This window comes from Rhodococcus sp. 06-235-1A (assembly GCF_002258785.1).
In the GTDB taxonomy this organism is placed as follows: Bacteria; Actinomycetota; Actinomycetes; order Mycobacteriales; family Mycobacteriaceae; genus Rhodococcoides.
The window spans coordinates 395,033-408,683 of the sequence record NZ_NOYI01000013.1 but is presented as its reverse complement, the minus strand read 5'-3'; the positions used below and the strand labels follow the sequence as shown (position 1 = coordinate 408,683).

Below are 13,651 nucleotides of genomic sequence, written 5' to 3'. Positions count from 1 at the left end.
TCGTCGGTCCGTGGCGGCGGCCTTGGTGCGGTGGAAGCTTAGCCAGACGCTGCGTCGGTCGGCGCAGGCTGCAATGCATCCCACCCCAACACGGCTCCTGCTCGACGCTGGGCGAGGCCGGCCATACGCGAACGCTCCTGCGAGCAGTGCAGTGCGTCGAGCACCTGCACACGTTGAAGGACGAGTGGGACGCCGTCGTCGACCGTAGGGCGATAGCCGGGACTGTTCGGCAGTTCGACGTTCGGGCCGACTTCGTAGCCGTCCTGCGCCGCGACGGACGCGGCGTCCTCCACTTCATGTGCGGGTAGCAGCAAATGATGCCGGAGCAGCACGTCCGACGCCGCCGTCCACACCGGCTGTGTTCGAGCCGCGTCCTCGAGCACAGCCGAACATGCCTGCGCATCGTCGAAGCAACTCGCCACTATCACCAGATCGTCGCGCGTGGGGTCCAGACGTTCTGCGGCTGCCCGCGAGAACAGCCGCCGAAACCACCCGCCTTCGGTGCTCTTTGCCATGAGGCCAGCCTTGCACGACTGGACCCTACCGGCCCGTACGGGGCCCTCGACCTGCACGGGAACAACATCGCTCGCGGATTCGTTGACACGCGACGCGCCAACAGCGGACCCGGATATGCCTTCCGTACTACGACGGGTCATACTTCTCTTTGTGACGAGCGCTGTAGGGACTCAAGGATCGGCAATCACCCAACGCGTGCACTCGCTGAACCGTCCCAATATGGTCAGCGTCGGCACGATCGTGTGGCTGTCGAGTGAACTCATGTTCTTCGCCGGGCTGTTTGCGATGTACTTCGTCGCGCGCGCCCAGGCGAACGGAAATTGGCCGCCGGAACCGACCGAGTTGAACCTCACTCTGGCCGTTCCGGTGACGGCCGTGCTGATCGCGTCGTCGTTCACGTGCCAGCTGGGCGTGTTCGCCGCTGAGCGTGGAGACGTCTTCGGCCTTCGACGGTGGTACATCATCACGCTGGCCATGGGCGCGTTCTTCGTGTCCGGCCAGGCGTACGAGTACTACCACCTGGTGCACGAGGGCACGACGCTGTCGAGCAGTGTGTACGGCTCGGTCTTCTACATCACCACCGGCTTCCACGGATTGCACGTGATCGGCGGATTGATCGCGTTCGTCTTCCTGATCACCAGGACTCTTGTCAGCAAATTCACGCCCGCGCAGGCCACGGCCGCCATCGTCGTTTCGTATTACTGGCACTTCGTCGACATCGTCTGGATTGCCCTCTTCGCGACGATCTACTTCATCCGCTAGTGACAGTCAGCACGCCAAAGATAACGAGCGAACGGATTCAGCCCCCGACGTTCGGTCCGTCCCGACACGACAAGGGATAGAAGATGAGCACATCTCCCCCAGCAGCATCCGTCGACAAGGCCGCCTCCAAGACGCGACGGCAGCGTAAGACGCGCCGACGCATCACAGGTGCTCTCGTTCTGATGATGGGCCTCCTGAGCGCGGGATTCCTCGCTTCGGCCCTGACCCCAACCCCGCAGGTCGCTACCGCCGATACGGACTCGGCTGCGTTGATCCGTGAGGGCAAGCAGCTCTACGACACGTCCTGCGTGACGTGCCATGGAGCGAACTTGCAGGGCGTCCAGGATCGCGGACCGAGCCTGATCGGCGTCGGCGAAGCGGCTGTCTACTTCCAGGTGTCGAGTGGCCGTATGCCCGCCGTGCGCAACGAGGCACAGGCACTGCGCAAGCCACCGAAGTTCGACGACAAGCAGATCGACGCTCTCGGTGCTTACATCCAGGCCAACGGCGGCGGACCCACGGTGATCCTCGACGACAACGGCGAGGTCGCTCAGGAATCTCTGCGCGGTGACGACATCGGACGCGGAAGCGAGCTGTTCCGGCTCAACTGCGCCTCCTGCCACAACTTCACCGGTGAGGGCGGCGCGCTGTCTTCGGGCAAGTTCGCACCGTCCCTCGGCCCTGCCAACGAGCAGGAGATCTACACCGCCATGGTCACCGGACCGCAGAACATGCCGAAGTTCTCCGATCGTCAGCTGACGATCGAGGAGAAGTCGGACATCATCGCGTACGTCAAGTCGGCCCAGGAAACGCTTCCCGCAGGCGGTTGGAGCATCGGAAGTTTCGGTCCCGGTACCGAGATGATCGCCCTGTGGGTCGTCGGAATTGCCGCAGTCGTCGGCGCAACATTGTGGATCGGAGCTAGATCATGACCGACGGCGATTCCGGCCGTAAGGACGCGAACAACGACGACGAGTCCGGACGCAAGGATGCATCCGGTGCCGAAGGCGTGAACGCGGACAAGAAGTACACCGACGAGGAACTCGCCGCGATGAGCCGCGACGAACTGGTCGCGCTCGGCACCAATCTCGACGGTGTCGACGTCGCCTTCCGTCGTAACCGTTGGGCTGTGGAAGGTACTCGCGCGGAGAAGCGAGCCGAGCGCAGCGTTGCGATCTGGTTCGCGATCGCCGGTCTGTCCGCAGTCGCCTTCATCGGCATCTATCTCTTCTGGCCCTGGCAGTACGCCGGGATCGGTGACGAGAACTACGTGGCGTACTCGCTGTACACCCCGCTGATCGGCGCAACGATGGGTCTGGCGATTCTCGCGGTCGGCGTCGGTGCGGTGCAGTTCACCAAGAAGTTCATCCCCGAAGAGGTCTCCATCCAGGACCGCCACGACGGCAGTTCTTCCGAGACGGACCGCAAGACGTTGGTGGCCGAGTTGGGCGACTCGTTCGACACCTCGACGATCGCTCGACGCAAGGTGATCAAGCGATCGTTGCTCTTCGGCGGTGGCGCACTCGGCGTGATGGCTCTGCTCCCCCTCGGTGGTCTGATCAAGAACCCGTGGGCCAAGGGCGAAGATTCTCCGTTGTGGGTATCCGGCTGGACTCCTCGCTACGATGGAGAGACCATCTACCTCCGACGAGACACCGGGCGACCGGAAGATGTCGTTCTCGTTCGGCCAGAAGACTTGGACGCTGGTGCCATGGAGACCGTCTTCCCGTTCCGCGAAGCGGACCGCGAGAGCGAGCACGATCTGCTCGTGTCCCTGCGCGGCATTCGCAACGCCGTGATGCTCATCCGCCTCCGTCCCGACGCCGCCAGCACGGTCGTCAAGCGCAAGGGCCAGGAGAGCTACAACTACGGCGACTACTACGCCTACTCCAAGATCTGCACGCACCTGGGTTGCCCGACATCGTTGTTCGAGCAGCAGACCAACCGCATTCTGTGCCCTTGCCATCAGTCGCAGTTCAACGCGCTCGAGTACGCCAAGCCGATCTTCGGACCGGCCGCGCGCGCGCTGCCTCAGCTTCCCATCACAGTCAACGAGGAGGGATACCTAGTGGCCAGAGCCGATTTCCACGAAGCACTGGGCCCCGCCTTCTGGGAACGTCGACCGGAGCGTGATTCATGAGTCCTTCATTGCAAACCCTCGCAGCCAAGCAGGCTGACGACGTAGACAGCCGCTATCACCTGGCACCGGGTCTACGCCGACAGATCAACAAGGTGTTCCCCACCCACTGGTCGTTCCTTCTCGGCGAGATCGCGTTGTACAGCTTCGTGATTCTGCTGATCTCCGGTGTCTTCCTCACCCTGTTCTTCGATCCGTCACTGAGCGAGGTCGTCTACGACGGCGCGTACACCCCGCTCAACGGTGTGACGATGTCGCGTGCGTACGCCACGGCCCTCGACATCTCGTTCGAGGTGCGCGGTGGTCTGTTCATGCGACAGATTCACCACTGGGCAGCGCTGATGTTCGCGGCGTCGATCATCGTGCACATGGCACGCATCTTCTTCACCGGTGCGTTCCGTCGTCCCCGCGAGGCCAACTGGGTCATCGGTTGCCTGCTGCTCATCCTGGCGATGTTCGAGGGCTTCTTCGGATACTCGCTTCCCGACGACCTGCTCTCGGGCACCGGCCTGCGGGCGGCCTTCGGCGGCATCACGATGAGCATCCCGATCATCGGTACCTGGATGCACTGGTTGATCTTCGACGGCGACTTCCCCGGCACGATCATCATCCCGCGTCTGTACGTCGCTCACGTGCTGCTGTTGCCCGCCATCATCCTGGCTCTGATCGCCGCTCACCTGGCGTTGGTCTGGTACCAGAAGCACACGCAGTTCCCCGGACCCGGCCGCACGGAGAAGAACGTCGTGGGCGTTCGCATCCTCCCGGTGTTCGCCGTCAAGTCCGGTGCATTCTTCGCCGTCACCTTCGGTGTCATCGCTGCTATGGGCGGATTGATTCAGGTCAACCCGATCTGGAACCTCGGTCCGTACAACCCGTCACAGGTCTCCGCAGGCTCGCAGCCCGACTTCTACATGATGTGGACCGACGGTCTGGCCCGACTGTGGCCGGCGTGGGAGATCTACATCGCCGGTCGCTACACCATCCCGGCCGTGTTCTGGGTCGCCGTGATCATGGGCCTCGTGTTCACGGTCATGATCGCCTACCCATGGATCGAGAAGCGTCTCACCGGTGACACTGCACACCACAACCTGCTGCAGCGTCCCCGCGACGTTCCGGTCCGTACGGCAATCGGCGCAATGTCCATCGCGTTCTACGTCGTGTTGACGCTCTCCTGCGTCAACGACCTGATCGCGTACAAGTTCGACATCTCGCTCAACGCCATGACCTGGATCGGACGAATCGGCGTGCTGATTCTGCCTCCAATCGCCTACTTCGTTGCCTACCGGTTCTGCATCGGTCTGCAGCGCAGCGATCGAGCGGTACTCGAACACGGAATCGAAACCGGAATCATCAAGCGACTCCCGCACGGCCAGTACGTGGAAATCCACCAGCCGCTCGGACCGGTCGACGATCACGGACACCCGATTCCCCTCGACTACCAGGGCGCGCCGGTACCCAAGAAGATGAACAAGCTCGGCTCGGCCGGCAAGCCCGGCTCGGGATCGCTGTTCACGCCGGACCCGGTGGCGCAGAGCAAGGCTCTCGAAGAGGCACTGCACAAGGGTGAACACGAGCAGCTCGCGATGCTCCGCAACTACCAGGCGGGAATTCTCGGCAACGGCTCGAACGGCCACTCGAATGGCAACGGCCATTCCAATGGCAATGGCAACGGGCACTCGAACGGCCACTCCAATGGCAATGGTCACTCGAACGGCAACGGCCACGAAGACACGGCAATTGCTTCGGGTCGACAGGACAGCGACAGCGATCGCTGACACCTGAGTATCCAAGAAGGGCGGCACCGGCAACGGTGCCGCCCTTCTTCGTGTATCCGGTCCGAGTCAACGAACGCGGGCGCGCCACTCGACGGCCACTCCCCTCCCCCGTTGGAGTATGGGCACCGCACCGATCACGACGACTCCGCACGTCGGCCCCGGTCGCCTCGACGACGAGGTTCCGTGGGTACGTCCACCGGTATTACTATCGATACATGGTCCGCATTCCCCTCACACCCAGTGAACTCGCCCGCGGCGCCAGGCTCGGTGCAGCTCTACGGCGTTACCGAGGAAGCCGAACCATGGCCGATGTCGCCGAGTCCGCCGGCATCTCCGTCGAGACTCTCCGGAAGATCGAGACCGGTCGAATCCCGACCCCTGCCTTCTTCACCGTCGCGGCACTGTGCGGGGCATTGAACATCTCGTTGGACACAGTGGCCCACCTGGCCTCGGACTCGACGCCGAGGCATTCCGAGGCAGACGCGTCCTGACGACCGCGACACCCAACTCGGCTGGATCAACGTTCTGGTGTCCTATGACCGCGCTGTTCTATGACCTCGCTGGTCGATCACCGTGCTGTGGTCTCCGCCCGATCCCCGTCGCCCGATGCCCGTCGCCTGAACCCGGTCGCTTGAACCCGGTCCCCTGACCCCCGTAAGCCACGATCCCCCGTGCTGTGGTCGCAGATATGCATCCGACCGTCCCGATGGCACAGAAAAGGGCCCCGACCGTTCGTGAGAACGGGTCGGGGCCCTAGTCGGGTCGGGTCTCGAGTCCGGATCAGTGGCGCTCGGCACCGACGTGGTACTCGAAGACCAAACCTGCGGCCGCGAGAATGACGCAGACGACACCCACTGCGATCAGCCACGGCTGGAAGAAGGCGAATCCGAGGGCCGTGATGGACGCGGCACCTGCGAGCACGATCGGCCAGAAGCTGCCGGGGCTGAAGAAGCCCAGATCGCCTGCGCCGTCGCTGACCTCGGCATCATCGAAGTCCTCGGGACGGGTGTCGAGGCGTCGAGCGACGAACCGGAAGTAGGTACCGACGATCAACGTCAGGCCTACCGACAGGAAGATCGCGGTGACTCCGGCCCACTCCACTCCGGTACGGCTCAGCCCTGTGAACAATGCGTACACGATGCCGACCAGCAGGAAGAACACCGTGAGGATCTCGAAGATCTTGGCTTCGATTTTCATATCAGCATGCTTCCTTGGTCAGTTGCCTTCGGCGACAGCGGCGGTACGGAGGGTGCGGTCGGTCTCGAACGGTGAGGTGCTCGTAGCCAGAGGGCTCTCGCCTATGGCCTCGAGTGCCTGCGCGTTGGTCAGAGCTTCGCCGCCTTCGGACAGCGGCTTGCGCAGTTCGATGTACTGCTCGAAACGCTCGGGAGAGACTGCGCGAACCTCGAAGTTCATCATCGAGTGGAAGGTGCCACACATTTCGGTGCACCGGCCGACGAAGGACCCCTCGCGTTCGATCTCGCTGATCTGGAAGACGTTGTCGGAATGGTTCTCTTCCGGGTTGGGGAGAACGTCACGCTTGAACAGGAACTCCGGAACCCAGAACCCGTGGATGACGTCCGAGGACGCAAGCACGAACTCGATTCGCTTGCCGGTCGGCAATACCAGGACCGGGATCTCGTCACTCGATCCGACAGTCTCGATCTTGTTGTAGTGCAGGTACGACAGGTCCTGCGGGGTGGCTCCGTGAATGGCTCCGGGAACGAACTCGCCGTCCTCGCTACCCTCCGCACCCTCACCCGGGGTGGCGGCGGCCTCGGCAGCAGCCTGCTCTTCCTCGTCGGTGCCCTCGTACTTGGCGGCACCGTCCTTGAGGTCGATGGTGCGGTAACCGAACTTCCAGTTCCACTGGTACGCCGTGACATCGACCTGGACGTCGGGATCGGCCTGCTTCTCGTCGACGTAGTTCTGCACCACGACGGTGAAGTAGAACAGGACGGCGATGATCACGAACGGAACAGCGGTGTAGAACAGCTCCAGAGGAACGTTGTACGCCGTCTGTCGGGGGAACTCCGGGGAGCTCTTCTTCTTGCGGTGGAAGAGCACCACCCAGAAGATCAAGACCCACACGATGATGCCCATGACCAGGGCAGCAATGACCGACCACGTCCACAGGTCGCCGATGCGTCGCCCCTGCGGGGTGACGCCCGAGGCGAAACCGAAATTGAGTACGTTGTCGCTGCTGATGGAACAGCCCGACAGCATCAACGCGGCTACACCGAGAAATGCTGTCAGCCCCGCTCGCCGAAGGATCCGACTCTGCGCCACGTTCACGCCTTCCTGATTGCCCACCACTGAAGAATAAGGGCTTCCACATGGAGATGCCCGAGTACTACGCAGCGTAGACCAAAGCAGTCGGAGAACCACCCTTGGGTCGTTACCTACGACAGAGCGTGTCTGCGGCATACTCGGATCCTGATCGACAGTCCCGCTGACGACGCTCGCGGAGACCGATATCCCTGCATTGTCCCCAACTGCGAGAAGAGGTAGCAGACGCTGTGTGTGGACTGCTCGGAGTACTGACGTCTCACGGAACGACCGCCGCCGGTGTCGAACTGGTGAAATCGGCGACCCACTGCATGAGGCACAGGGGCCCGGACGAGCCCGGTGGCACCTGGCACGACGACGACGTCGTGTACGGGTTCAACAGGTTGGCCTTCATCGACATCGAGCATTCCCACCAGCCGATGCGATGGGGTCCGCCCGAGTCGCCGAACAGGTACGCCCTCGTCTTCAACGGTGAGATCTACAACTACCTGGAACTGCGCGCCGAGCTGGCACGTGACCACGGTGCAGAGTTTGCCACCGAGGGTGACAGCGAGTCGATCGTCGCGGCGTTTCACTACTGGGGTGCTGCCGCGGTCCAGCGACTGCGAGGCATGTTCGCCTTCGCCGTGTGGGACACCGAGACCCGCGAGATGTTCATCGCACGGGATCCGTTCGGCATCAAGCCGCTGTTCTACGCCACGGGCCCGGGCGGTACTGCGTTCGGCAGCGAGAAGAAGAGTGTGCTCGAGTTGATGGATCTGGTCGGGGTCGACGACGATCTCGATGAGCGCGCCATCGAGCACTACACCGTGCTCCAGTACGTTCCCGAGCCCGAGACCCTGCACGCCGGTGTCCGACGGCTCGAGTCGGGTTGCTACGCGACCCTCTCCCCCGGTACACCGCCGAAGATCACTCGCTACTTCACGCCGAAATTTCCCGTGCAGCGCTTCGCACCGGGCAGCGAGAAGGCTCGCTACCAGGAGATCGCCGAAGCGCTGGAGGACTCGGTTGCCAAGCACATGCGCGCCGATGTAAGCGTCGGCTCGTTCCTGTCCGGCGGCATCGATTCGACTGCCATCGCGGCACTGGCGATTCGGAACAATCCCGATCTGATCACCTTCACCACCGGATTCGAGCGGGAGGGCTACTCGGAGGTCGACGTGGCAGCGGAGTCCGCGGCTGCCATCGGGGCCCGACATATCGTGAAAGTCGTCGGACCGGAGGAGTTCGCGGCGTCCATCCCCGAGATCGTCTGGTATCTGGACGATCCGGTGGCCGATCCGGCCCTGGTGCCGCTGTACTTCGTCGCCAAGGAAGCGCGCAAGCACGTGAAGGTCGTGCTCTCCGGCGAGGGTGCGGACGAGTTGTTCGGCGGTTACACCATCTACCGTGAGCCGCTGTCGTTGAAGCCGTTCGAGTCACTTCCCGCTTTCCTTCGACGTGCGGCGGGCTCGTTGAGTGAGCGAATCCCCGAAGGCACTCGCGGCAAGAGCCTGCTCAACCGTGGATCCATGACTCTCGAAGAGCGTTACTACGGCAACGCGCGCAGTTTCAACGACGCGCAGCTGCGCTCGGTGTTGCGCGAGTTCCGATCCGAGTGGACCCATCAGGACGTCACGGCACCGATCTACGCGCAGTCGCAGGGGTGGGATCCCGTGGCCCGCATGCAGCACCTGGACCTGTTCACCTGGCTTCGCGGCGACATTCTGGTCAAGGCCGACAAGATCACCATGGCGAATTCGCTCGAGCTCCGAGTTCCGTTCCTGGACTCGGAGGTGCACCGGGTTGCCGAGAAGCTACCGCTCGATCAGAAGATCACCAAGGACACCACCAAGTACGCTCTGCGCCAGGCGCTCGAAGGAATCGTTCCGGGCCACGTGCTGCACCGCGCCAAACTGGGATTCCCTGTGCCGCTCCGACATTGGCTGCGTGGCCCCGAACTCTTCGACTGGGCACATCAGCAGATCGCGGAGTCTCAGACCGATCACCTGCTGAACAAGCCGGCGATCGTCGCGATGCTCGAGGACCATCGCGCCGGGAAGTCCGATCACAGCCGGCGCCTGTGGACCCTGATCATCTTCATGGTGTGGCACGGGATCTTCGTCGAGAAGCGCATCGTGCCGCAGATCGCCGAACCGGAATACCCGGTCAACATCTGACTGGTACACCCGTCTCCCGCCGGGATCAATGTGGATTTCAGTCGCTCAGATTGCAACAAAGCCGCATTGATCCCGCTGAGGGAGGCCGATTGCTCAGGCCGGCAGCAGTGCGCCGATCTCCTCGCCTGCCTCGGTGCCGTACGCCGCACTCAGACGCTTGATCGCGTCGTCCCGGTTCAGGCTCCACTCCTGCGTACCGGTGGTTTCGAGAACCAGAACGGCGACGAGCGAACCGAGCTGCGCAGCACGTTCGACGCTCGCGCCGGCCAGGTGCGCGGTCAGGAACCCGGCCCGGAAGCCGTCGCCCACGCCGGTCGGGTCGACCTTGCTCGTTTCCGGCACCACACCGATGTGGGTGTGCTCACCGCCTTTTGTGACGATGTCGACGCCACGCTTGCCCAGGGTGGTGACCCGCAGCTCCACCTTGTCGGCGATATCGGCGTCGGACATGCCGGTCTTCTGCTTGAGCAGCGCCCATTCGTACTCGTTGGTGAACAGGTACGCGGCACCGTCGATCAAGTCGGTCGCCTGTGCGGCGTCGAGCCGGGCGAGCTGCTGTGACGGGTCGGCTGCGAACGGGACGCCTGCAGCGCGGCACTGCGCCGTATGTGCGGTCATCGCGTCCGGGTCGTTGGCACCGATCAGGACCAGGTCCAGCTCGTGTTGCTGCGACAAGGCGTCGATCGAGATGTCGCGGGCCTCGCTCATCGCCCCAGGGTAGAACGACGCGATCTGCGCCATGTCCTCGTCCGTGGTGCAGACGAAACGCGCGGTGTGCGCGGTGGCGGAAACACTCACACCACTGCAGTCGACTCCGTGCTCTTCGAGCCAGGTTCGGTAGTCGGCGAAGTCCGGTCCCACAGCTCCCACGAGAAGCGGCGATCCGCCGAGGACTCCCAGCGCGTAGGCGATGTTGCCGCCGACCCCTCCTTTACGGATGACCAGGTCGTCCACCAGGAAGCTCAACGAGATGTTCGAGAGCTGGTCGGCAACGATCTGCTCGGCGAACCTTCCGGAGAATCGCATCAGATGGTCGGTCGCTATCGAGCCGGATACCGCGAGAGTCACGAAGGAAGGCCTTTCGGTCGTAAATGCTGGGGAGCTGATGGGCAGACACAACTGTGACCGATACACGCACGCGTGTATCGGTCACAGTCGAGGACGAGTCAGCTCAGTTGAACGAGTCGCCGCACGCGCACGATCCCGTGGCGTTCGGGTTGTCGATCGTGAAGCCCTGCTTCTCGATCGTGTCCACGAAGTCGATGGATGCACCCTCCACGTAGGGAGCGCTCATCCGATCCACCGCGAGGGTGACGCCGTTGAAGTCGACAGCGAGGTCGCCGTCGAGGCTTCGGTCGTCGAAGAAGAGCTGGTAGCGCAGTCCTGCGCAACCACCCGGCTGCACCGCGATACGCAGCGCGAGGTCATCGCGGCCTTCTTGATCCAGCAACGCCTTCGCCTTGGCCGATGCGGTCTCGGTCATGGTGACCTTGTGCGCCGTGGTTTCGGTCGTTGTGGTCTCATTCGAAACGGTCATGGGCTCTCCCTATCAGTCGTACAAAACCCGTGAACTACACAACCGTACTCCCGGTGGCTCTATTCCTCACCCTCACCGCCCCGGTCGCACAGCGGTATCGGCCACGTCGGCCGCGACGCGCGCGGCCAGCTGTTCGAGCTGGTTCGCCGCATCGGACATCGCCAGCTCCACCGATCCCGCGAACTCACTGACCGAGTGCGCAGCCGAGATGCCCGCCGAGGCCAGCTCGTCCTCGGTCAGGGTGACCTGCCCTGCGAGCACGATCGTGTCGATTCCGGTCGCGCCACCGGCGGCAGCGATTCTGGTGACCAGCTTGCCGCGCAGCGATTGAGAGTCGAACTTTCCCTCTCCGGTCAGCACCAGGTCGACGGTGCCGAGCAACTCCTGCTGCCCGGTCCGCTCGGCCACTACGGCGGCCCCGGGCTGCTGCCTCCCCCCGAGTGCGAACAACGCCGCACCGAGACCACCTGCGGCCCCGGCACCCGGCCGCTCCGCCACATCGTGCCCCGCGGCGGACAGGACTGCCGCCCAGTCGGTGTTCAGCTCTTCCAGTCGTTCGACCGTGTCGGCATCGGCCCCCTTCTGCGGGCCGAACACCCGAGCCGCCCCCCACTCGCCCAGCAGCGGATTCTCCACGTCCGACGCGGCGACGAGGTCGATGTCCGACAATCGCGCGGCGGCCGATCCGAGACCACCGAGCGCACGAATCATCCCCCGTCCACCATCGGTGCAACTGCTCCCACCGAGTCCGACGAAGATGGTTCGGGCACCGCTGCCGAGTGCGGCGTCGAGAAGTTGGCCGACGCCGTAGCTGGACGCTTTCAGCGCCGACAGTGGGGTCGGCGGCCCGTCGAGCAGATGCAATCCGCACGCCTGGGCCGATTCGATGTATGCCGCGGTGCCGTCGAGCAGCCATGCAGCTTGTGTCGGGCTGCCGAGCGGGCCCTCGACGTCGACGAACTGCACGGTGCCTATTCGGGAGGCGAGCACGTCGACAAACCCCGGGCCACCGTCGGATTGAGGTGCGAGTTCGAGTTCGTCGGTCTCGCGAACCGAGGCCCAACCACGGGCGATGGCGTCGGCCGCAGCCGAGGCAGTCAGGGTGTCTCCGAACGAATCCGGGGCAATCATCACGCGCATCGTGCGAAGTCTAGGGCTGTGACGCCGGAAGGGCATCCGTTGTTTCAGCGCTGACCTGGCCGGTGTTCGATACCGACGGCCCATCCCATACTCTGAATGCGTGAAGCTGCTACGCCGTGGAAACTCTGACAATTCGGACGGAAACGACTCGAACGAATCCGAGTCGACGACGTCCGAGAGCGACGCGACCTCTTCGGTGTCCCTAGGCAAGGGCCGACCGACCCCCAAGCGCCGTGACGCCGAAGCTCGGCGGCGGGGGCCGGTCGCTCCGGCACCTCTGACGAGCAAAGAGGCACGTGAGCGCCGTAAGGCGAACAAGGGCAGCAAGGAAGACCGTAAGGCAGCCTCCAACGAGCGACGCGCCGCGGCGGCCGAACGCCGCGCGCGCATGCTCGCGGGCGATGACAAATACCTGCTCCCCCGGGACAAGGGTCCGGTGCGCGCCTACGTTCGCGACATCGTCGACGCCCGGCGGAACCTCGTCGGCCTGTTCATGCCGCTCGCACTGATCCTGATCTTCGCGTTGTTCCTACAGCCCGCGGTGCAGCAGTACGTCACCCTCGGCATGTTCGTGATGATGCTGTTCATGGTCGGCGAGGGCGTCTATCTCGGCAAGATGATCAACAACAAGATTCGAGTGCGATTCCCCGAGACCACCGACGGCGGCTTCAAGATCGGGTGGTACGCCTTCGTCCGCGCGTCTCAGATTCGCAAGATGCGCGCCCCGAAGCCCCGAGTCAGTGCCGGCGAGGCCGTCTGACGTCGGTGGTCGACCCCACTCGAACTCTCGTGCTCGGTGGTGCGAGGTCCGGTAAGTCCGGGCACGCGGAGTCGCTTGCTCTCGTCGAACCGGTTCGCTATCTCGCCACCGGCAGACGCAACGCCGACGACGCAGACTGGCAGCGACGCATCGACGGGCATCGCGCGTCGAGGCCGACCCACTGGACCACCGTCGAAACGGTGACGTCGTTGGCCTCGGTGATCTCGCAGCCGTGGAACGGCACCACGGTGGTCGACGATCTGGGAACGTGGCTGACGGGAATGCTCGACGACGCTCAGGCCTGGGAGCGTCCACGCGGCACCATCGCACCGGCCGTCGACGACCTCGTCGGAGCGGTTGCGGACTGTACGTCCACCCTCGTGCTGGTCAGCCCCGAAGTGGGCCTGTCCGTCGTGCCGGAGACCCGTTCCGGACGCCTCTTCCGCGACGAGCTGGGGCTGCTCAATTCCCGGCTCGCAGCAGTGTGTGACAGGGTTCTGCTCGTCGTCGCAGGGCTACCCCTGGCCCTCAAGGAACCACCGGCTGGCTTCATCACCGCGAAAGGCACAGTGTGAG

At 63.8% G+C, this 13,651-nt stretch carries 14 protein-coding genes; 8 read left to right on the top strand and 6 right to left on the bottom strand.

What is annotated here, in order from left to right:
* Nucleotides 1–38: 38 nt before the first annotated feature.
* A complete protein-coding gene (locus CH275_RS15000) occupies nucleotides 39–515 on the bottom strand; it encodes a hypothetical protein (protein WP_094679292.1) in 477 nt (158 codons plus the stop codon).
* Nucleotides 516–666: 151 nt separating this feature from the next.
* On the opposite strand from CH275_RS15000, the gene ctaE reads away from it, so the two are divergent.
* The 5 genes from ctaE (at nucleotide 667) to CH275_RS14975 (ending at nucleotide 5,681) form a co-directional block, all read left to right on the top strand.
* Nucleotides 667–1,278: an aa3-type cytochrome oxidase subunit III gene (ctaE, locus tag CH275_RS14995; RefSeq protein WP_032379071.1), complete on the top strand. Its 612-nt coding sequence runs from the start codon at nucleotides 667–669 to the stop codon at nucleotides 1,276–1,278.
* 83 nt (nucleotides 1,279–1,361) lie between these two features.
* Nucleotides 1,362–2,210 carry a cytochrome bc1 complex diheme cytochrome c subunit gene (gene qcrC / locus CH275_RS14990; protein WP_094679099.1) on the top strand — a complete coding sequence of 283 codons (849 nt, stop codon included), beginning with the start codon at nucleotides 1,362–1,364 and terminating at the stop codon, nucleotides 2,208–2,210.
* A complete protein-coding gene (gene qcrA / locus CH275_RS14985; protein WP_256991033.1) occupies nucleotides 2,207–3,418 on the top strand; it encodes a cytochrome bc1 complex Rieske iron-sulfur subunit in 1,212 nt (403 codons plus the stop codon). Before qcrC ends, qcrA begins: the two co-directional genes overlap by 4 nt.
* Nucleotides 3,415–5,190 carry a cytochrome bc1 complex cytochrome b subunit gene (gene qcrB / locus CH275_RS14980; RefSeq protein ID WP_094679098.1) on the top strand — a complete coding sequence of 592 codons (1,776 nt, stop codon included), beginning with the start codon at nucleotides 3,415–3,417 and terminating at the stop codon, nucleotides 5,188–5,190. Before qcrA ends, qcrB begins: the two co-directional genes overlap by 4 nt.
* A 215-nt stretch (nucleotides 5,191–5,405) precedes the next feature.
* Nucleotides 5,406–5,681 (top strand): helix-turn-helix domain-containing protein, encoded by a 276-nt coding sequence (locus tag CH275_RS14975; protein WP_094679097.1) that lies wholly within the window; start codon nucleotides 5,406–5,408, stop codon nucleotides 5,679–5,681.
* A gap of 289 nt (nucleotides 5,682–5,970) precedes the next feature.
* Here the strand turns inward: CH275_RS14975 and CH275_RS14970 are convergent, their stop codons facing one another.
* Nucleotides 5,971–6,387: a cytochrome c oxidase subunit 4 gene (locus CH275_RS14970; protein ID WP_094679096.1), complete on the bottom strand. Its 417-nt coding sequence runs from the start codon at nucleotides 6,385–6,387 to the stop codon at nucleotides 5,971–5,973.
* An 18-nt stretch (nucleotides 6,388–6,405) separates the two neighbouring features.
* A complete protein-coding gene (gene ctaC / locus CH275_RS14965; RefSeq protein WP_179276165.1) occupies nucleotides 6,406–7,485 on the bottom strand; it encodes an aa3-type cytochrome oxidase subunit II in 1,080 nt (359 codons plus the stop codon).
* Between the two features lie 224 nt (nucleotides 7,486–7,709).
* Here ctaC and asnB point away from each other — a divergent pair, with 224 nt between their 5' ends.
* Nucleotides 7,710–9,638 carry an asparagine synthase (glutamine-hydrolyzing) gene (asnB, locus tag CH275_RS14960; protein ID WP_094679095.1) on the top strand — a complete coding sequence of 643 codons (1,929 nt, stop codon included), beginning with the start codon at nucleotides 7,710–7,712 and terminating at the stop codon, nucleotides 9,636–9,638.
* A 93-nt stretch (nucleotides 9,639–9,731) separates the two neighbouring features.
* On the opposite strand, the gene CH275_RS14955 is transcribed toward asnB, so the two are convergent.
* The 3 genes from CH275_RS14955 to CH275_RS14945 form a co-directional block, all read right to left on the bottom strand.
* A complete protein-coding gene (locus CH275_RS14955; protein ID WP_094679094.1) occupies nucleotides 9,732–10,706 on the bottom strand; it encodes a carbohydrate kinase family protein in 975 nt (324 codons plus the stop codon).
* 103 nt (nucleotides 10,707–10,809) lie between these two features.
* The gene (locus tag CH275_RS14950) at nucleotides 10,810–11,175 is read right to left on the bottom strand and encodes a HesB/IscA family protein (protein ID WP_094679093.1); all 366 of its coding nucleotides are present in this window, start codon (nucleotides 11,173–11,175) and stop codon (nucleotides 10,810–10,812) included.
* A gap of 72 nt (nucleotides 11,176–11,247) precedes the next feature.
* A complete protein-coding gene (locus tag CH275_RS14945; protein ID WP_094679092.1) occupies nucleotides 11,248–12,315 on the bottom strand; it encodes a glycerate kinase family protein in 1,068 nt (355 codons plus the stop codon).
* A gap of 100 nt (nucleotides 12,316–12,415) precedes the next feature.
* Between CH275_RS14945 and CH275_RS14940 the strand changes: the two genes are divergently transcribed.
* Nucleotides 12,416–13,075, top strand: coding sequence for a DUF3043 domain-containing protein (locus CH275_RS14940; RefSeq protein ID WP_094679091.1), 660 nt, complete (start codon nucleotides 12,416–12,418; stop codon nucleotides 13,073–13,075).
* Nucleotides 13,072–13,650, top strand: a complete 579-nt coding sequence (gene cobU, locus CH275_RS14935; RefSeq protein ID WP_373453716.1) for a bifunctional adenosylcobinamide kinase/adenosylcobinamide-phosphate guanylyltransferase — start codon at nucleotides 13,072–13,074, stop codon at nucleotides 13,648–13,650. Before CH275_RS14940 ends, cobU begins: the two co-directional genes overlap by 4 nt.
* Nucleotide 13,651: the final 1 nt, after the last annotated feature.

Excerpts from the sequence above, each read along its gene's own strand:
- CH275_RS15000 (WP_094679292.1), bottom strand. The coding sequence starts at position 515 with ATGGCAAAGAGCACCGAAGGCGGGTGGTTTCGGCGGCTGTTCTCGCGG.
- qcrC (WP_094679099.1), top strand. The coding sequence starts at position 1,362 with ATGAGCACATCTCCCCCAGCAGCATCCGTCGACAAGGCCGCCTCCAAG.
- qcrA (WP_256991033.1), top strand. The coding sequence starts at position 2,207 with ATGACCGACGGCGATTCCGGCCGTAAGGACGCGAACAACGACGACGAG.
- qcrB (WP_094679098.1), top strand. The coding sequence starts at position 3,415 with ATGAGTCCTTCATTGCAAACCCTCGCAGCCAAGCAGGCTGACGACGTA.
- CH275_RS14975 (WP_094679097.1), top strand. The coding sequence starts at position 5,406 with ATGGTCCGCATTCCCCTCACACCCAGTGAACTCGCCCGCGGCGCCAGG.
- CH275_RS14970 (WP_094679096.1), bottom strand. The coding sequence starts at position 6,387 with ATGAAAATCGAAGCCAAGATCTTCGAGATCCTCACGGTGTTCTTCCTG.
- CH275_RS14950 (WP_094679093.1), bottom strand. The coding sequence starts at position 11,175 with ATGACCGTTTCGAATGAGACCACAACGACCGAAACCACGGCGCACAAG.
- CH275_RS14945 (WP_094679092.1), bottom strand. The coding sequence starts at position 12,315 with ATGCGCGTGATGATTGCCCCGGATTCGTTCGGAGACACCCTGACTGCC.